General features: G+C 60.8%; 15 protein-coding genes. 6 read left to right on the plus strand and 9 right to left on the minus strand.

Features of this window, described 5'->3' with window-relative positions; all coding sequences use genetic code 11:
* Positions 1-75: 75 nt before the first annotated feature.
* Together waaA and ACZZ0B_RS23635 are read right to left on the minus strand one after the other, a co-directional pair.
* Complete coding sequence (gene waaA, locus ACZZ0B_RS23630) at positions 76-1,350, minus strand: lipid IV(A) 3-deoxy-D-manno-octulosonic acid transferase (protein ID WP_463546360.1); 1,275 nt, start codon at positions 1,348-1,350, stop codon at positions 76-78.
* A gap of 11 nt (positions 1,351-1,361) precedes the next feature.
* Positions 1,362-2,258, minus strand: coding sequence for a LysR family transcriptional regulator (locus tag ACZZ0B_RS23635; RefSeq protein ID WP_008079256.1), 897 nt, complete (start codon positions 2,256-2,258; stop codon positions 1,362-1,364).
* A 108-nt stretch (positions 2,259-2,366) separates the two neighbouring features.
* On the opposite strand from ACZZ0B_RS23635, the gene ACZZ0B_RS23640 reads away from it, so the two are divergent.
* The 4 genes from ACZZ0B_RS23640 to ACZZ0B_RS23655 all read left to right on the plus strand — a co-directional run bounded on the left by ACZZ0B_RS23640 (position 2,367) and on the right by ACZZ0B_RS23655 (position 5,876).
* A complete protein-coding gene (locus ACZZ0B_RS23640) occupies positions 2,367-2,699 on the plus strand; it encodes a DMT family transporter (RefSeq protein ID WP_008079257.1) in 333 nt (110 codons plus the stop codon).
* A 198-nt stretch (positions 2,700-2,897) separates the two neighbouring features.
* Positions 2,898-4,073, plus strand: coding sequence for an NAD(P)/FAD-dependent oxidoreductase (locus tag ACZZ0B_RS23645; protein WP_440094891.1), 1,176 nt, complete (start codon positions 2,898-2,900; stop codon positions 4,071-4,073).
* Positions 4,070-4,882, plus strand: a complete 813-nt coding sequence (locus tag ACZZ0B_RS23650; protein WP_463546361.1) for an aldo/keto reductase — start codon at positions 4,070-4,072, stop codon at positions 4,880-4,882. The genes ACZZ0B_RS23645 and ACZZ0B_RS23650 overlap by 4 nt, the downstream gene beginning before the upstream one ends.
* A 31-nt stretch (positions 4,883-4,913) precedes the next feature.
* Complete coding sequence (locus tag ACZZ0B_RS23655) at positions 4,914-5,876, plus strand: metal ABC transporter ATPase (RefSeq protein ID WP_440094890.1); 963 nt, start codon at positions 4,914-4,916, stop codon at positions 5,874-5,876.
* A gap of 160 nt (positions 5,877-6,036) precedes the next feature.
* On the opposite strand, the gene hldE is transcribed toward ACZZ0B_RS23655, so the two are convergent.
* The 4 genes from hldE to msbA all read right to left on the minus strand — a co-directional run bounded on the left by hldE (position 6,037) and on the right by msbA (position 10,928).
* The gene (hldE, locus tag ACZZ0B_RS23660; protein ID WP_158829974.1) at positions 6,037-7,458 is read right to left on the minus strand and encodes a bifunctional D-glycero-beta-D-manno-heptose-7-phosphate kinase/D-glycero-beta-D-manno-heptose 1-phosphate adenylyltransferase HldE; all 1,422 of its coding nucleotides are present in this window, start codon (positions 7,456-7,458) and stop codon (positions 6,037-6,039) included.
* Positions 7,459-7,560: 102 nt separating this feature from the next.
* Positions 7,561-8,172, minus strand: a complete 612-nt coding sequence (gene cysC / locus ACZZ0B_RS23665) for an adenylyl-sulfate kinase (protein WP_463546362.1) — start codon at positions 8,170-8,172, stop codon at positions 7,561-7,563.
* Entirely contained in the window at positions 8,165-8,869 is a 705-nt protein-coding gene (locus tag ACZZ0B_RS23670) for a sulfotransferase family 2 domain-containing protein (protein WP_463546363.1), read from the minus strand. Before ACZZ0B_RS23670 ends, cysC begins: the two co-directional genes overlap by 8 nt.
* A 256-nt stretch (positions 8,870-9,125) precedes the next feature.
* Positions 9,126-10,928 carry a lipid A export permease/ATP-binding protein MsbA gene (msbA, locus tag ACZZ0B_RS23675; protein WP_440094887.1) on the minus strand — a complete coding sequence of 601 codons (1,803 nt, stop codon included), beginning with the start codon at positions 10,926-10,928 and terminating at the stop codon, positions 9,126-9,128.
* Between the two features lie 154 nt (positions 10,929-11,082).
* On the opposite strand from msbA, the gene ACZZ0B_RS23680 reads away from it, so the two are divergent.
* Positions 11,083-12,945 carry an O-antigen ligase family protein gene (locus tag ACZZ0B_RS23680; RefSeq protein WP_463546364.1) on the plus strand — a complete coding sequence of 621 codons (1,863 nt, stop codon included), beginning with the start codon at positions 11,083-11,085 and terminating at the stop codon, positions 12,943-12,945.
* Complete coding sequence (locus ACZZ0B_RS23685) at positions 12,945-14,162, plus strand: acyltransferase family protein (RefSeq protein ID WP_463546365.1); 1,218 nt, start codon at positions 12,945-12,947, stop codon at positions 14,160-14,162. Before ACZZ0B_RS23680 ends, ACZZ0B_RS23685 begins: the two co-directional genes overlap by 1 nt.
* Positions 14,163-14,180: 18 nt before the next feature.
* On the opposite strand, the gene ACZZ0B_RS23690 is transcribed toward ACZZ0B_RS23685, so the two are convergent.
* Genes ACZZ0B_RS23690 through ACZZ0B_RS23700 form a run of 3 tightly spaced genes read right to left on the minus strand, consistent with a single transcriptional unit; the run spans position 14,181 to position 17,667 of the window.
* Entirely contained in the window at positions 14,181-15,065 is an 885-nt protein-coding gene (locus ACZZ0B_RS23690; RefSeq protein WP_463546961.1) for a glycosyltransferase, read from the minus strand.
* Between the two features lie 14 nt (positions 15,066-15,079).
* Complete coding sequence (locus tag ACZZ0B_RS23695; protein ID WP_463546366.1) at positions 15,080-16,234, minus strand: glycosyltransferase family 4 protein; 1,155 nt, start codon at positions 16,232-16,234, stop codon at positions 15,080-15,082.
* Positions 16,231-17,667: a PIG-L family deacetylase gene (locus tag ACZZ0B_RS23700; RefSeq protein ID WP_463546367.1), complete on the minus strand. Its 1,437-nt coding sequence runs from the start codon at positions 17,665-17,667 to the stop codon at positions 16,231-16,233. Before ACZZ0B_RS23700 ends, ACZZ0B_RS23695 begins: the two co-directional genes overlap by 4 nt.
* Between the last annotated feature and the right edge of the window lie 8 nt (positions 17,668-17,675).

The following is a 17,675-nucleotide window of genomic DNA, read 5'->3' on the forward strand; positions in this document are numbered from 1 at the left end:
CGCGGTGAATGGTTTTGGGGCTGCTTCGCAACCCAACGGGGATAAATCCCCTCGCCACAGTAATATTCCAAGCGACTATTTGACCAGCCGCGCCAAGCCATCCAACAAGCGCTGCAACGCGCCCTGGTTACGGCGCATCACCGCCAGCCCGGCCTCGGCCATGCGCTGCGCATCACGCGGCAATTCGAACAAACGCTGCACTTCCACCGCCAGCCCTTCAGCATCATCGACCTCTGACAACGCCCCGGCTTCACGCAATTGCGCGGCGATGTCGAGGAAGTTGAACAGGTGCGGGCCGCTGAGCACCGGTTTCGCCAAGGCTGCGGGCTCCAGCAAATTGTGCCCGCCATTAGCCACCAGGCTGCCGCCGACAAATGCGCTGTCAGCCAAGGCATACAGAAACAGCAATTCGCCCATGGTGTCGCCGAGCAGTACAGAAGTCTGCGCATCGACATTCGCCCCTGTCGAGCGTCGCAGCGTGGAAAAACCTTCGCGCTGACACAGTTCGAACACCGAGTTGAAACGCTCAGGATGACGCGGCACCAGAATCAGCAACGCATCCGGGTGATTGGCCAGCAAACGGCGATGGGCATCGAGCACCACTTCGTCTTCGCCTTCATGGGTGCTGGCGGCGATCCACACCGGACGCTCCAGCGCCTGCCATTGCCCACGCAATTCAGCGGCACGTTGCAGCAGTTGCGGGTCGATGGTCAGGTCGAACTTGATCGAACCGGTGACCTCAACCGTCTCCGGGCGCGCGCCCAGATCCCGGAAGCGCTGGGCTTCGGTTTCGGTCTGCACGGCAAACAGGCTCATCTCGGCGAGCATCGGCGCCGTCAGTTTGCGGAACCGCCCATAACCGCGTGCCGAACGCTCGGACAAGCGTCCATTGGCCAGCGCCACCGGAATCCCGCGCTTGGCGCACTGATGAATGTGGTTGGGCCACAGTTCGGTTTCCATGATCACTGCCAGTTTCGGCTGTGCGCGATCAAGAAACCGCGCCGCCGCACACGGCAAGTCATACGGCAGATAGCAATGCTGGATGCGCGGCTCATTGGCGAACAGCGCCTGAATGCGTTCCGAACCGGTCGGCGTCATGCAGGTTACGGTGATCGGCAGTTGTGGATAACGTTGCAGCAGAGCGCGGATCATCGGCGCCGCAGCGATGCTCTCGCCCACCGACACCGCGTGCACCCAGATGCCGCCGGGTTGCAGCGTCGGCATGCCGTAGGAGAAACGTTCGCCAATCCGCTTGGCATACGCCGGCGCCTTGCGCGCCCGCAGCCACAGCCGAATCGCCACCAATGGCAGCCCCAGGTAAAACAGCGCGGTGTACAGAGTTCTATTCATGGCGGCGGAGTTTATCGACTTTTGTCGCCGATCGCCCGCAAGTGCACGGCAAAACGCTCCGCCAGCCAACGCGCCGCCGGGCCAAGCGGCTCGTCACGGCGCCAGACCAGTTCCACCACCAGCGCCGGCGGCGTCCATTCGCTGTCGAGTTCGACCATCAACCCTTGATACGCCGAGTACTGCACGACGTGGCGCGGCAACCACGCCCAACCGAGATCGCGCACCAGCCATTCGGCCATCACGTAGTAGCTGTCGGCGCGCCAGACTTGCGGGCTGGCCGGTTCGTTGCCGGGGTAGACGCTGGTTTGGGTCGACATCAACAATTGCCGATGCTGCGCCATCTGCTGACATGTGACGTAGCTTTGCGTCGCCAATGGATGATTGATCCCGCAGACGGTGACCATTTCGACGCTACCAAGGACTCGGCGCTCCAGCGCTTCGGGGATTTCATCGTGATAGAACAGCAAGCCGAGATCGGCACGACGCTCGACCAGTTTGCGCGCGACTTCGCCCTGGGCGGCACTGGTCAGTTGCACTTCGAGGCTGGGAAATTGTTCGGCCAGGGCGCCGAAGCTTTCCACCAGCGCCTGATACGGCATCGCTTCATCCTGCGCCACGCGCAATTGCGCTTCCTGACCGCGCATCATCGCCATGGCCCGGCCGTTGAGGCGTTCGCACTGGCGCAGCACTTCCCGCGCTTCTTCGAGTAACGCTTCACCTGCTTCAGTGAGGGTTGGCTGACGACCGCTGCTTCGCTCGAACAGGCTGACGCCCAGATCGTCCTCGAGCATCGCGACAGCACTGCTGATCGCCGACTGCGCCTTGCGCTGCTGACGCGCCACGGCGGAGAACGAGCGTTGATCGGCGACCGCGATAAATGTGCGTAATTGATCTAGATTCCACTGCATGCTGCTCGCCCAACCCATCTTTCAAACAGATAGGTAATGACTTTACCGCATCTGAAGAATCACTAAAATGCCGACCTCAGACAGTAACGCTCCACTTGAGGAATACCCATGAACGCCTACGCCTACCTTGCCATCGCTATTTGCGCCGAAGTCATGGCCACCGTTTCGATGAAAGCGGTCAAAGGCTTCAGCACGCCGCTGCCTCTGCTGGTGGTGATCGTGGGCTACGCCATCGCGTTCTGGATGTTGATCCTGGTGGTGCGCACCGTTCCCGTTGGCGTGGCCTACGCGGTATGGGCCGGGATGGGCATCGTGATGGTCAGTGTTGCGGCGCTGTTCATTTACGGGCAGAAACTGGATATCCCGGCGATGCTCGGGATGGCCTTGATCGTGCTGGGCGTCGTCGTCATCCAGCTGTTCTCGAAAACCGCCGGCCACTAAAGACAAAACACATCCCCCTGTAGGAGTGAGCCTGCTCGCGATAGCGATCTGTCATTCAACATTTATGTCGTCTGATAGAACGCATCGCGAGCAGGCTCACTCCTACAGGTTTGCGCTCCCTCTGTTGATCATCGACAAATCCCCCTCTTTCCCGAGTCTGTATACTGCGCCCTCGTCTTGAACACCTGAGGTCGCTGCATGCCATCCGTTATTTCCACCGACGTTCTGATTGTCGGCGCTGGTGTCGCCGGCCTCTGGCTGAACGCGCGTCTGCGCCGTCAGGGTTTTTCGACCGTGCTGGTGGAAAGCGCCAGCCTCGGCGGCGGGCAGAGTGTGAAGTCGCAGGGGATCATCCACGGCGGCGCCAAGTACGCGCTGCACGGTGCGCTGACCGGCGCCTCGGAAGCCATCGCCGACATGCCGCGCCGCTGGCGTGAAGCGCTGGCCGGCAACGGCGAGCTGGACCTGTCCGGCGTGCGCCTGCTCTCCGAAGCTCACTACCTGTGGTCGCCCGGCACCCTCGCCGGCAACCTCACCAGTTTCTTCGCCAGCAAAGCCGTGCGCGGCCGCGTCGATCAGGTCAAGGGCGAGCAATTGCCGGCGGCCCTGCAAGACAAACGCTTCAAGGGCAAGGTCTACCGCCTCGCCGAACTGGTGGTCGATGTGCCGAGCCTGATCCAGCGCCTGGCCGATCTGGCCGGTGATGGCCTGCTCGCCGGGCAAACCATCGAGCCGCTGCTGGAAGCGGGCGTGCTGGTCGGTTTGAAAGTCGACGGCCGCGAGATCCGCGCCCAGCGCATCGTCCTCAGCGCCGGCGCCGGTACCGCGCAATTGCTTGAAGACCTCGGCCTGAGCCAGCCGGCCATGCAACGCCGGCCGCTGCACATGATCATCGCCAAAGGCCCGGGCCTGAAACCGCTGTACGCACACTGCCTGGGCGGCGGCACCAAACCGCGCATCACCGTGACCACGCACCCGGCGGCTGACGGTCAGTGGGTCTGGTACATGGGCGGCGACATCGCCGAAAGCGAAGGCGTACACCGCGAACCGGCCGAGCAGATCGCCACCGCGCAAAAGGAAATCGCCCAGTTGCTGCCGTGGATCGACCTCAGCACCACGCAATGGGCGACCCTGCGCGTCGACCGCGCCGAACCGCTGCAAACCGGGCTGACACGCCCCGATAACGCCTTCCTCGCCGAGCAGGGCCGGTTGCTGGTCGGCTGGCCGACCAAATTGGCGCTGGCGCCGGACTTCGCTGACCGTGTGATCGCCTCTCTTGAGCGCGACGGCATCCAGCCACAAGCCAGCGAACCATTGCCGGCCTTGCCGAAACCACCGATGGGCGTTCCCGCCTGGGAGCAATTGCTGCCATGAGCCTTCCAACCCTGCACGACTTCCACCGTCCACTGGGCAGCACCGGTCTGACGGTTTCGCCGCTGGGCCTGGGCACGGTCAAACTCGGCCGCGACCAAGGCGTGAAATACCCCAACGGTTTTCAGATCCCCTGCGACGACGAAGCGCGGATGTTGCTGCGCCAGGCGCGCGAACTGGGCATCAACCTGATCGACACCGCCCCGGCCTACGGTCGCAGCGAAGAACGCCTCGGCCCTCTGTTGCGCGGTCAGCGTCAGGACTGGGTGATTGTCAGCAAGGTCGGCGAGGAGTTTGCCGATGGCGTGTCGCACCACGACTTCAGCGCTGCGCACACGCGCATGTCGGTTGAGCGCAGCCTGAAACGTCTGGAAACGGATTTTATCGATCTGCTGCTGGTGCATTCCGACGGCAACGACATGGCGATCCTCGAGCACGAAGAGGTTTACGCAACCCTCGCCGCGCTCAAGGCCGAGGGCAAGATTGGCGGCTTCGGCTTTTCCGGCAAAACCGTCGAGGGTGGCCTGAAAGCACTGGAGCAGGGCGATTGCGCGATGGTCACCTACAATCTGAACGAACAAAACGAGAAAGCTGTCATTGACTATGCTGCTGCCCACGGCAAAGCCATTCTGGTGAAAAAAGCCTTGGCCAGCGGTCACGTTTGCCTGAGCCCGGGCGTAGATCCGGTGCGCGCCAGTTTTGAGTTGCTGTTCGCGCAGCCTGGCGTGGCCAGTGCTATTGTCGGCACGATCAATCCGCTGCACCTCGCCCACAACGTTGCGACCGTAGCCCAGGTCCTGCGTGGTCACTGACGCCGCTTCGCGGCCTTAAGCAGGAGCCGATATGCCGCGCACGCTCATCAGAAAGAACCCGAGCAACTTCAAGACCCTGCCGCTGTTCGTCGAAGCCACGCCCGAAGGCCTGACCTACCAGAGCGTCGGCATGCCGCTGAACTTCGCCCAGACCTTGCAGCGGCGCAAACCGGTGAGCGTCGCCGATGCCGAGCGCTTCTCGCTGGAGTTGGCCAACCTCGGTGTGTCGGTGCGCCTGACCCTGCATTGGCAGAATCGCGACTACTGGGTGCTGGTGCGCCAGCGCCGGCAAGATCGCGGCGACGTGGTGCTCAAGCTGATTTCCGGCTACGTACCGGCGCACGAATTGAACATTCCGCTGCACACGGCGATTCAGGAAATTGCTGAAGAGTGTTTGCTGGAAACGCCTGAAGGCTGGCTCGGCGGGCGTTTCAACGACACCTGGCTGCCGGCGCCCTACTCATCTGCCCTGCATTATCGTGAGGCCTTGCCGTTTCGCCTGACCCCGTTGTCCGGGTCTGCACGGCCGGTGCGCTGCGCCAATCTGCAATTGCTGGAACGACCACGCGCCTATGTGCATCTGCCGACCGCATCATTGCAATTGATCTACGACCTGCGCCTGGACGTGCCCAAGGAAGCCAAATCCCTGAGCCTGTTTCATGTCGATGAACGACTGGAAGGTGATCAACTGGTGGCGCGACTGGATCGCAAGCGGCCGGATCTTTATCTGATGCCGTTGCAGGACGGCCAACCGTTGCCGGAGTTGTACACCCTGAAAAAGGATCAACTGTACCCGGCGAGTACCCGTGGTTTGTATCTGGCGGAAAGCTTTGCCCGCCAGGAGGGCTGGCTGGTGCGCGATGAGCGGATTCGCTGGAAGGACTGGTTGCGTCAGCAGGGACTGACGCCACCGGAGAAGGCGACTGGTCTGGCGCGGTTGCGCGGCAAGGCCAGGCAACTGCTGAAAAAAATCGTACCGCGCAAAGCGATTTGAAATCTTCACATAATCTTGTGGCGAGGGGATTTATCCCCGTTGGGTGGCGAAGCCGCCCCAAAACCCGTGACCGCGGTGATTGAGATTAATCGCGGTGACCGGTTTCACGACTGCTGCGCAGCCGAACGGGGATAAATCCCCTCGCCACAATTGTCCTTCATCAGGACTTGCGGATTTTTTCCACAATCGCCGTGGTCGAGCTGTTTTCCACCAGCCCCAGCACTTTCACCGTACCGCCGTAAGCGGTCACGATATCCGCGCCAACCACCTGCTCGATGCCGTAATCGCCACCCTTGACCAACACATCCGGCTTGACCTCGCGCAGCAGGTTTTCCGGCGTGCCTTCAGGGAAGCTGATCACCCAATCCACCGCGCCCAGACCGGCGAGTACCGCCATGCGCCGGTCGACACTGTTGATCGGACGACCCGGCCCTTTCAGACGGCTGACCGAGGCGTCATCGTTGATCGCGACGATCAGGCGATCGCCTTGCGCGCGCGCCTGTTCCAGGTAGGTCACATGGCCAGCATGGAGGATGTCGAAGCAGCCATTGGTGAAGACGATCCGCTCGTTGTGCGCACGGGCATCGTCAACCGCCAGCAGCAGTTGCTCCAGCCCCAGCACGCCACGCTCGGAGCCTTCTTCACGCTGAATCGCGCGGCGTAGCTCCGGGGCGCTGATCGCCGCCGTACCGAGTTTGCCAACAACAATGCCGGCCGCCAGATTGGCCAGCGCCACCGCGTGAGGCAGTTCTTCGCCCGCTGCAATTGCTGCCGCCAACGTCGAAATCACGGTATCGCCGGCACCGGTGACGTCGAACACTTCACGGGCACGTGCCGGCAAGTGCAGTGCCGGATGATCCGGGCGCAACAGGGTCATGCCGTGTTCGCCACGGGTCACCAGCAACGCGCCGAGCTCGAGGTCGTGCATCAGGGTCGCGCCCTTGCTCACCAACTCGTGCTCATCGGCACAGCCGCCGACGATGGTTTCGAATTCGCTGAGGTTCGGCGTGATCAGGCTGGCGCCACGGTAGATCGAGAAATCCTTGCCCTTCGGATCGGCCAGCACCGGAATGCCTTTGGCACGTGCGGCCTGGATCAGCACCTGATGGTTTTTCAGCGCGCCTTTACCGTAGTCCGACAGCACCAGCACTTTGATGCCTTCCAGCAGGTCATCGACCTGCGAGGCCAGGGCCAGGGCATCGGTGGCGAACGGTTCTTCAAAGTCGATACGCAGCAATTGCTGGTGGCGACTCATGACCCGCAGTTTGACGATGGTCGGTTGATGCGCAATGCGCTGAAACAGCGCACGCACACCCGCGCCCTTGAGACTGTTGCTCAGGCTGTCGGCGGCTTCGTCATCGCCGGTCACACCGACCAGCGACGCCGGCGCACCCAGCGCGGCAATGTTCAAGGCAACGTTGGCAGCGCCGCCCGGACGGTCTTCGATTTGCTCGACTTTAACGACCGGCACCGGCGCCTCAGGGGAAATCCGTGAGGTACCACCATGCCAGTAACGGTCGAGCATGACATCGCCGACCACCAAGACAGGGGCTTGATCGAATCGCGGCATGGACAACTTCATGGAGCAACCCACATACAAAATGAACAGGGGCGCGATATTAACACAGGGTTGGCGCCGGCTTGCGCGCAGGCTGCAACAGGATGAAACAGGTGGGTTTTCTGCTCATTTTTTGAGCACAAACGCCGCCAACTGCTGGCACGCCTCAGGCAGTTCAAGGGCGTCGGTGTCGATTCGACACTCCGCATTCAGCGGCGCCTCGTAGGGACTGTCGACGCCGGTGAAGTTGCTGATCCGGCCCTCGCGAACCGCTTGATACAACCCTTTCGGATCGCGCCGCGCACAGACCTGCAACGAGGTACTGACATGCACCTCGATAAAATCCTCCGGCGCAAACAGTCGGCGCGCAGCCTCACGCTCGGCGCGAAACGGCGAGATGGCCGCGACGATCACGATCAACCCGGCATCGACCATCAGCCGCGCCACTTCGGCCATACGCCGAATGTTCTCGCGGCGACAGGCATCGCCCATGCCCAGATCGCAGCACAGCCCACTGCGCACATTGTCGCCATCGAGCAAAAAGGTGTGCAGACCAAACTGATGCAGATATAACTCCAGCGCGTTGGCCAGCGTCGATTTGCCGGCACCGGAAAATCCGGTCAGCCACAGGCAACGCGGACGCTGCCCCTTGATCATGGCGCGGGCCTGATGCGACAGCGCCAGACCATAAGGGCGAATGGCCGGCGCTGGCGCCGGCAGCGACAGCGATTCATTCATAGCCGAGCAACTCGTAGTCACGCTGATAGGCCCGCTTCACCAGTCGCCGGGTGCGCGCGGTGCAAAATTCACGTGCGGGCATGGGCTGACGTTGCCGGGAGCTGTTGACGTGGGGCAACTGGCTGGCCAGCCCCAATTGCTCGCAGACCAACTGAAAGTCGCGCTGCAAATGCTCCTGATAGCCGATGAAATCCAGTGCCAGATGCCCCAGCGAGTCGGTGAGGAAATCGGTTTGCGCAGCAAAGTGCAATTGCCGGGAGATATTGTCGGGATGTAGCCAGCGCAAGACAAAATCGTCGAAATCCCGGTACTGCCTGACCAGTTGCTGCGCGGCCTGATCGCGGCCACTCAGTTCATTACCGCGCAGAAACGCGAAAGCCGAGTACGCGCGCTCCAGCGGGTCGCGCACGAAGGCAAACTTCCACGCCGTGGCGAACTGTTGCGGAAACTGCTCCTGATACCAGTACAACGGCAGATGCCCCGGGCGCCAGCCATCGAACATCGCTTCGCAGACACTGCTACCGGCGCACTTGGGCACATGAATGAATAAACAGGAGTGCTGCTGGAAAGCCTTTGGAAACGCCACGCTGGCCGACATCGACTTGTTCACGACCTGCCGATCAACCACCGACAAGCGCCCCAGCAGGAAGGCCCGCTGCGGTTTGGGCAGCAGTTTCCACAGATAGCGTTGCAACATGAGAGTACCCGCGCGACGGGGATGTCCCCCTCGATAGATGTAAGAGTTCGTTGAGGAACCTTAACAAGCGCGGTGCCCGGTTTTATGCCGGTTTGGTCAAGAAGGGTAAAGGTCTGGATACAAACAACGTCCCACAACTGCAATCCACTTTCCATGTAGGAGCTGCCGAAGGCTGCGATCTTTTGATCTTGCTTCTATGAAAACAGATCAAAAGATCGCAGCCTGCGGCAGCTCCTACCGGGCCGCGTGAACATTATCAGGCGATGTCTTCAGCCGGGGCATCCAGGCCCATGGCGTTCAAACGGGCGTAGTAGCCATTCTGCGCCAGCAGCTCATCGTGGGTGCCGCGCTCAACGATGCGGCCCTGATCCATGACCAGAATCAGGTCAGCCTTCTCGATGGTCGACAGACGGTGCGCGATCACCAGCGTGGTGCGACCCTTCATGACTTGATCGAGTGCCGCCTGAATATGACGCTCGGACTCGGTGTCGAGGGCCGAGGTGGCCTCGTCGAGAATCAGCAGCGGCGCGTTCTTGAGCAATGCACGGGCAATCGCCAGACGTTGACGCTGACCACCGGAAAGCAGCACGCCATTCTCGCCGACCTGAGTGTCGAGGCCCTCGGGCAGTTGCGCGATGAAGTCCATGGCATAGGCATCACGCGCGGCTTTCTCGATGTCCTCACGCGGCGCGCCGGCCAGATCGCCATAGGCAATGTTGTTGGCCACGGTGTCGCTGAACAGGGTCACGTGCTGGGTCACCTGAGCAATATGACGACGCAGGTTGAGCAGTTTGTAGTTTTCGACTTCGACACCGTCGATGAGGATCTCGCCCTTGTCGTGGTGATAGAAGCGCGGAATCAGATTGGCCAGGGTCGACTTGCCGCTGCCGGAGCGACCGACCAGCGCGACCATCTGCCCTGGTTCCACCGAGAAGCTGATGTTGTCGAGCACCTGACGCTCGGTGTCCGGGTAGGTGAAGCTCAGGTTGCGCACATCCAGACGACCGGTCACGGCATCGCGCTCGACGGTGCCGGTGTCGACTTCCGGCGTCACGTCCAGTTGTTCGAAAATGCTTTCCGCACCGGCCACGCCTTTCTGGATGGTCGAGCTGACTTCGGACAATTGGCGAATCGGTTTCGGCAGCAGGCCCGCCAGGGTGATGTAAGCCACCATGTCACCGGCCGACGCGTCACCGCGCAGGTACAGCACGAGGAACATCAGCACCGCCATGGCGCTGTAGATCACCAGTTGCAGCATCGGCGTGTAGATCGCGCCAGTGCGGGTCATGCGCAGCTGTTTGTCGGTGTTGCTCTGGCTGGCCTTGAGGAAGCGTTTTTCTTCGTAGATTTCACCGCCGAAGCTGCGCACCACGCGATAGCCCTGGATGGTTTCCGAGGCCACGTGAGTGACGTCGCCCATGGCCAGTTGGATCTTCTTGCTCTGCTTGCGGAATTTCTTGCTCGCGGTGCGCACCATCACGGCGATCAGCGGCAGGATCGCGACCATCACCAGCGTCAGTTTCCAGTTCATGAACAGCAGGGACGCGAACAGGAAGATCACGGTCATGCCTTCACGAATTACGACCTTGATCGCATCTGTTGCCGCCCCCGTGACCATGGTCACGTTGAAGGTGATACGCGAAATCAGATGACCGGAGTTATGCTTGTCGAAGTAGCGGTTGGGCAGGACCAGCAGGTTGTTGAACAACTGCACGCGCAGGTCATGCACCAGGCCGAGGGAAACCTTGGCCAGAAAGTAGTTGCCCAGATAAGATCCCAGCCCCTGCCACGCGGCGATCAGGATGATCAGCAGCGGAACGGCCTGCAACAGTTGCAGGTCACGCAGGTAAGGTACGGTCGGAAACAGCACCGCTTCAGGGTTCGACAGGCCGTCGACGAAGTACTTGAGAATGTAACCAAGCATCGGCTGGGTCGAGGCGAAAATCAGGAATCCGACGATGCTGATCAGGAACAGACTGATGTACGGCCGGACATAGCCGAGCAGGCGGAAGTAGATTTTCAAGCTCGAAGGGCTTGCGGCAGGACTGGAGTCGGTCATATCACGCGAGAGTCGATAAAAAGGACGCTGACTTTAGCACAGCTTCTTCAGGGTTCTGGCAATCGGCGAAAGGCTGTTATTGTTAAGCAACTTTTTCAGCATCAAATAGCCATCATCCGAATGGTCGATCAACTTCAGGATTGAATCTCACAGCATGCAACTTCGCGGCTTCAGCAGTACGTCCAATCGAGTCTTCGATTTCATTAGCCTGTGGATTCTTCCCACCGGCTATCTCTTGCTCTTGTGCGCGCTGTTTTTCCTGCCGGGCCGAAGTCTGCATCACAAGCTGTTTTACGGGCTGTTCAGCATTCCCACGCTGATTGCCCTGTGCCTGCGTCCGCGCGAGCTCAAGGAGCTGCTGCGCGAGCCGATCTTCATCGCCCTTCTGCTGTTTGTCGCCTGGGCCTTGCTCAGCCTCAGTTGGGGGCCTGGCGGAGAACCGGTCGGCGGCATGTTCAAACCGCCGCTGCACACCTTGCTGCTGTTTGCCGGCTCTTATCTGCTGGTGCGGTACCGCAATGACATCCTGCAGCCGCTGCTGTTTACCGCCGCCCTGGTCGCACTGATTGCCACGACGTGCTTCCTGTTCCAGTTCGCCCGAGTCTATGAACCCGGCATGCGCCTGGTGGGCGGTGGGGCCTTCGACAACCCACTGCTGAGTTCGCACCTGTTCGGTTTTTTCAGTGCCTACTGGCTCGCCGTGACCATGACCTGCAAGCGCCGCCAGATGATGTGGCTCAGCGTGCCGGCCATGGCGATCATGTTCATGGCGGTGATTGGCACTGGCTCCCGGACGCCACTGGTGGCGCTGACCATAGCCGCGCTGTGGCTCTGCTTCATCTGCTGGAATCGGCGTTCGCTGGGTTTGCTGGCAGCGCTGGCAGCCAGCGGCATTGCAGTGCTGACCCTGTTCTCGCAGATGATCATCGAACGAGGCGACTCTTACCGGCTGGAAATCTGGCAACAGGTTCTGCACCTGATCGGCGAACATCCGTGGATCGGCCATGGCTACAACGCCAGTCTGGCGATCGACCCGGGCGTCGGTTACAACTTTCAGGAACCGCACAGCTTTGTCCTCGGCGTGCTGTTTTACGTCGGCATCTTCGGGCTGCTGCCGTGGCTGTTCTTCCTTGCCTGGGGCTTGCTCAGCAGTTGGCGCCAGCGCGTGCAGCCGCTGTTGATCATGGCCTCGACCCTGCTGGTGTTCGGTATCGGCGCCGGGCTGACCGAGGGCGGCGGGATCATTTCGCGGCCCAAGGAGCACTGGTTCCTGCTGTGGATCCCGCTGGCACTGATCGCGGCACTGAGCATCAATCAGCGCGCACGCCGCCTGCTCACCTTGCCGGTGCAAAAGCTCTCGGCAACCGACCTGCAAGGCATGAGTCGCGATGCGCAAATCATTGAAGAGGACGGCCTCGGCCCGAAAGTCCTGCGCCTGAACGACGGCACGTTCCTCAAGCTGTTCCGCCGTCGCCGCTGGTACACCTCGGGCAGCTTCAACCCGTATTCCGAACGCTTTGCAGTCAATAGCGAACAATTGCGCCAGATGGGCATTCCTACCCCGCAGGTGTTGAATCTGTATCGCCTGGCCGACGGCAGCAGCGCGGTGCATTACGCACCGTTGCCGGGCCACACGCTGCGCCAGGTGTTGCAAAGCATCACCGCGCCCGCGGTTCGCCAGGCGCTGGTCGAGCGCTTTGGCAAGTTCATGGCGCAACTGCATGAGAAGGGTGTGTACTTCCGCTCGCTGCATCTGGGCAACGTACTGGTGCTGGAGGATGGCGAATTCGGCCTGATTGATCTGGCCGACCTGCGGGTCTACCCTACCCCGCTCAGTCTGTCCTTGCGTCAGCGCAATCTGCGCCACATGCAACGTTACACCGTCGACAAGCGCTGGCTGTTCGAGGATCACTTCGAAGCGCTGCTCCAGGGGTACGCCACGATGGCGTCGAAATCCGCTGTGGATAATCTGCACAAGCAAGTGCTGGCCGGCAACACTCCGGCCCAGGTTCATTGATGAACGAAACCAACCCGTTGATTGCGCTGGCAGCCTATCTGCTGGCGATCGTATCCGCTGCGCTGTTGTTGCGCGCGGTGCCAAAAATTGCCCGTCACCTGCAGCATTCCGGCGAAAGCCGCTATGCAAGCATCGATGGTCTGCGCGGCTACCTGGCGTTTGGCGTGTTCGTGCACCACTCGGTCATTACCTGGATTTTCCTGCGCACCGGGGTGTTCGAGTTTCCGCCGAGCAACTTTTACTCGATGCTGGGTCAGGGCAGCGTCGCGCTGTTTTTCATGATCACCGGGTTTCTGTTCTGGAATCGCCTGCTGGCCCAGGGTCGACAGCATGACTGGCTGGCGTTCGGGATTTCGCGCGTGTTTCGCCTGTATCCGTTGTACCTGCCGCTGATGCTGATCGTCTTCGTCACCGTGTTCCATCTGCAGAACTGGGAACTGAAAGAGCCCGGCGTACAACTGTTCAAGCAGATTCTGGCGTGGCTGACCTTCGACCGACCCGACATCAACCAATACCCCCAGACCGGCATGCTGATCTCCAACGTCACCTGGACGCTGGCTTATGAGGTGTTTTTCTATTTGGCACTGCCGCTGGCCGGATTGGTCTTCATCTATCGCGGCAGCTGGCTGCAAGTAGTGCTGTGCCTGATCGGCATTTACGCCCTGTATCAGGTCGTGGGCTGGGAGCACTCGCTGAAGAAGCATTTCCTCGCCAGCTTTCTCGGCGGTATCGCCGCGGCGTACTGGATTCGTCGACCCGCACTAGTGGCGTGGAGCCGCACGCGTCTGGCCGGGTTTATCGCTTTGCTGGCACTGGTGATCGCCTTTACTGCATTCAATCGTGCGTTCAAGGCAGCGCCGCTGTTTCTGCTGTCGTTGTTCTTCGTGATCGTCGCTTCCGGCAATTCCCTGTTCGGCGTATTGAAGCCGCGCAGCATCCGCTGGCTCGGCGAGATCAGCTACAGCACCTATCTGCTGCACGGTTTCGTACTGTGGCTGATGGTGCAGCGCCTGCCGCTGATGCTGAACCTGGACGCTACTGAAGCGTGGGTCTACCTGCCGCTGGTGGCGGCATGTACCTGCCTGTTGATTGTGATCAGCAGCGCGACGTTCCTGTACATCGAACTGCCAGGAATGGCCGCCGGCAAGAAACTCCTGCACTGGCTGCGCCAACGCCAGAAAGGCGAAAAGCGCCTGTCGGAGAAAGCCGCTCGCTGATCGCGAGCGGCAGCGGCTTCAGTCCTTTTCCAGCGGCGAAAACAGCAAACGCCCCAGACCGCGCCAGGTCTTCTTGTTCCACGCCTTGAACGGGATCTGCGCCAGCAGCTCGCGGGCCAGCTTGCGATTGCGGTTGGCGGTCTTGAGGAACATCGAATTCAGTGCCTTGTAACGCACTTCGTCGTACAGCGGATGATCGCTGAACAACGCATAGATGCGCAGGATGCTTTCGATCATGAAGCGGTGATTCTTGTACGAATTGGTGGCGTGCTTGCGATAGCGCGCCATCACCACGTTCAAGCCGTCGATGAAGTAACCGGCACGGGTCACCTTCAACTCGATGTACAGGTCTTCGAGGCGAATCGTCGGATCGAAGCCACCAACCTTGTCCAGCGCTTCGCGGCGGATCATCAAGGTCGGGGCCGGCGGGTAAGGCTTGCGCTCAAGGAACATGTCATCGAAGTCGAGGCGACGGAACGGCACATCGCGACGCTGGCGTTTTTCCGGGTAGAGGTTGCCATCGGCGTCCATCAACTCGATGTTGCCGGCGCAAATCCCGACCTCTGGCTTGCCGTCCATGTACGCCACCTGAGTCGCGATGCGCTCCGGATACATGATGTCGTCGGAGCCGAACGGCACGATCAGGCTGCCCTTCGCGCGCGCAATGGCGCCATTGAGCGTGTTGGTCAGGCCCTGATTCTGCTGCACACGGAAATCGAAACCGTACTGCGCCTGCAAGGCGTTGATGCGCTCGACGCTGTCATCCTTCGAGCCATCATCGATCACCAGCAGTTCGATGTTCTGGTAGGTCTGCTTGAGGACGCTGAGAATGCTTTCCTCGATATACGGGCCGTGGTTGTACGAAGCGATGATCACGGTGACGAGGGCATTGGCTTTGCTCATGGCTTCCTGTTCGCTCATGGCTGCACCTTGCGCGCTTGTTCCAGGCCAGAGTCGATCAGGTCCAGGTACTCCTGACGGAACACCTCGATGTCATGCTGTTCCTGCAGATAGCGGTAGGCTTGTTCGCCCTTGGCCTTGAGTTCGTCATCGGACAACGCGAGGTACTGATCCAGCGCCGCGACAATACTCGGTACATCCTTGGGCGTAATTGCCAGACCGCCAGCGCCTTCGATCAGCGGCAACATCGCCGGCACGTTCGAGGCGATCACCGGCAAATGCCCGCTCATGCCTTCGAGCAGGGCCAGCCCCAAACCTTCGGCCAGCGACGGCATGGTCCAGAGATCAAAGGCACGCACGTATTGCAGGGCGTTTTCCTTGAAACCGAGCAGGTGCGCGCGACCGCTCAGGCCCAGTTGCTCGATCTCGGCGGCCAGCGGCGCTTGCAGGCGCCCGGCACCAATGATTGCCAACTGGGTGTTCGGGTATTTGTCTTTCAGCGCGGCAAAGGCCTGCAACAGATAGGTATGGCCCTTGACCGAGACCAACCGCCCCAGCGCACCGATCAGGCGCACATTCGGGTCGATGCCGAGCAGCTCGCGCGCTTTTTCCCGGCTGTGCTGCAAGCCTTCGGCCTGTTCAATATCAATAGCGTTGGTGATTGCATACGTGTTCTGGTCGGTGAACCCGCAATCGCAGTCCAGCAGGTATTGTTTAACCGCCGGAGAGACACCGACGAAGCGCCAGTGGCGGTCGATCAAACGCTGAGTCTGACGACGACGATAGAAGCGGTCGTACTCGCCAAAACCGTGGGAGATGCCAATGCACAGCGGCACCTTCAACCAGCGGTTCAGGGTGAGCATCATGTTCACCGGTTTAAAGCGGTTGCAGATGACCACGTCGAACTTCTCGCGGCGGCAGAACTTGTACAGCTCCCACATCGCGCGCAGGCGCATGCCTTTGAGGGATTTGTCGGAAAACTCGAAATACACCGAACGATCGGCGCGGCTGACCGGCTCGCCAGGTGCGGGTTTGCCACGCAGAAACGCAGCGGTGATCTCATAACGATCCGACGGCAGCGCCTTGACGATCTGCTCGGCAAGGTCGGCGAAATCATGGGCTTTGACGTTGTAGTCAGGCTGCAACTGCAGCACCTTCGACCGTTGACTCATAACTCTCCCCGATTGACGCCTGATTCACCCGGTTTCAGCAGCCAAAGCAATTCCTGGCGTCTGACCGCTTTTCGAAAAAATTCGTTTTCGCCGTACACCGACGGCTTGCGACCGGCCAGCAAACGCTGGATCACGCGGCGCAAACGGCGCTTGAACGGTGCTGGCGGCTGCAAGTCATGCATCATGCCCAACGCCATGGCCTTGTCACGTTGCAGCTCAACCGTCAGTGGCAGGCACAACGGCTGCATGGGTACGGCGGCGTCGAAAGCCGGCGGCAGCGCGATGCCGTCACCGGCATTGCCCATCGGCCAGCGATCGTTGTCGTGCAGATGGTTGGCGTAACCGAGCAGGGTTGGCTGCCAGTCGAGGCTGCTGAGCACCTGCAACACGGCTTGTTGGCTGCAAATATGATCGGGGTGCGGATCAAGCGTCGGATGCGGCAGGACGATCACGTCCGGACGTGCGCGCAGCAGCACTTCGCGCAGGTCGGCCAGCAAATTGTTCCAGGTCGGCGCGCCATCGACATCGCTCGGCAAGCTGAACGGGTTCAACTGACGGAACAGGCGGGTATCGCTCAGATCGGCTTCGCGTGAAGCAATCGCCTGATTCGGCGCTGCCTGCATCGCTGCCAGTTGCAGACAGAAGTAACCGAGTTGCACGCAATTTTCCGCCGGCACACCGGCCCAGCGCGGCACCGCGAGGCTGTCCCAAGCGCGCAATCGACCCTTGAGTCGCGCGGCTTCGACCTTGTTCAGGCCCATCTGCTGATAGTGTTCGGCTTCGATTTCGCCAGCGGTCAGGGTGACGATCCAGGCTTCGTCTGCCTGACTGTACAAACCGTAGGCTGCCAGCTCGGCGTCGTCGGCGTGCGGGGCGATCACCATCACTCGCGAGCGGCGATAGTCCGCTTGTTCAAGCGCCCAAAGCACCGGCTCGCCGGAGACGCGACAGAAACGCCCGCGCAAGCGCAGCCCGCCTTGCGACAAGGCTTGCGCCTGACCACTGAGGTTCAGATAGCGCAGGCCGTTGACGCCGCGCTCGAAGGTCTGCGCGTCAGGATTTGTACCGCCCACCAATTCGATACGCGGATCGAAGAAGCGTCCCAGCCACGTGCTTTTGACCTGCACCGCGAGAATCAGGGTGGCGTCATCCACCAGCATCACGCCTTCGTCCAGGCGCAATTGCTCGCCGTTCAGATGCACCTTTGGCTGCGGTGTATACGGTGGAAAGTTGTACTGGTAATCGTCTTTCGGCGAATAAAACAGGTGATCGGCGAACCACGCTTCATGGGCGATCCAGCCGACCACCGCCAGCAGCAGCGGCAACCACCAGGCGACCAGCACACCGATGGCGATCAACACGATCAGTGCGATCAGCAGGCCGATGCGTTTGTTGCGCCGGTGGCGCTTGAGCAGTTGCTGTTTGCGGCTCATGGGCTGAC

It is taken from the genome of Pseudomonas sp. AC247, from assembly GCF_979258015.1.

What these genes read in the sequence shown, in the direction of transcription:
- waaA (WP_463546360.1), bottom strand. Translation starts at nt 1,350, where the DNA reads ATGAATAGAACTCTGTACACCGCGCTGTTTTACCTGGGGCTGCCATTG.
- ACZZ0B_RS23635 (WP_008079256.1), bottom strand. Translation starts at nt 2,258, where the DNA reads ATGCAGTGGAATCTAGATCAATTACGCACATTTATCGCGGTCGCCGAT.
- ACZZ0B_RS23640 (WP_008079257.1), top strand. Translation starts at nt 2,367, where the DNA reads ATGAACGCCTACGCCTACCTTGCCATCGCTATTTGCGCCGAAGTCATG.
- ACZZ0B_RS23645 (WP_440094891.1), top strand. Translation starts at nt 2,898, where the DNA reads ATGCCATCCGTTATTTCCACCGACGTTCTGATTGTCGGCGCTGGTGTC.
- ACZZ0B_RS23650 (WP_463546361.1), top strand. Translation starts at nt 4,070, where the DNA reads ATGAGCCTTCCAACCCTGCACGACTTCCACCGTCCACTGGGCAGCACC.
- ACZZ0B_RS23655 (WP_440094890.1), top strand. Translation starts at nt 4,914, where the DNA reads ATGCCGCGCACGCTCATCAGAAAGAACCCGAGCAACTTCAAGACCCTG.
- hldE (WP_158829974.1), bottom strand. Translation starts at nt 7,458, where the DNA reads ATGAAGTTGTCCATGCCGCGATTCGATCAAGCCCCTGTCTTGGTGGTC.
- cysC (WP_463546362.1), bottom strand. Translation starts at nt 8,172, where the DNA reads ATGAATGAATCGCTGTCGCTGCCGGCGCCAGCGCCGGCCATTCGCCCT.
- ACZZ0B_RS23670 (WP_463546363.1), bottom strand. Translation starts at nt 8,869, where the DNA reads ATGTTGCAACGCTATCTGTGGAAACTGCTGCCCAAACCGCAGCGGGCC.
- msbA (WP_440094887.1), bottom strand. Translation starts at nt 10,928, where the DNA reads ATGACCGACTCCAGTCCTGCCGCAAGCCCTTCGAGCTTGAAAATCTAC.
- ACZZ0B_RS23680 (WP_463546364.1), top strand. Translation starts at nt 11,083, where the DNA reads ATGCAACTTCGCGGCTTCAGCAGTACGTCCAATCGAGTCTTCGATTTC.
- ACZZ0B_RS23685 (WP_463546365.1), top strand. Translation starts at nt 12,945, where the DNA reads ATGAACGAAACCAACCCGTTGATTGCGCTGGCAGCCTATCTGCTGGCG.
- ACZZ0B_RS23690 (WP_463546961.1), bottom strand. Translation starts at nt 15,065, where the DNA reads ATGAGCAAAGCCAATGCCCTCGTCACCGTGATCATCGCTTCGTACAAC.
- ACZZ0B_RS23695 (WP_463546366.1), bottom strand. Translation starts at nt 16,234, where the DNA reads ATGAGTCAACGGTCGAAGGTGCTGCAGTTGCAGCCTGACTACAACGTC.
- ACZZ0B_RS23700 (WP_463546367.1), bottom strand. Translation starts at nt 17,667, where the DNA reads ATGAGCCGCAAACAGCAACTGCTCAAGCGCCACCGGCGCAACAAACGC.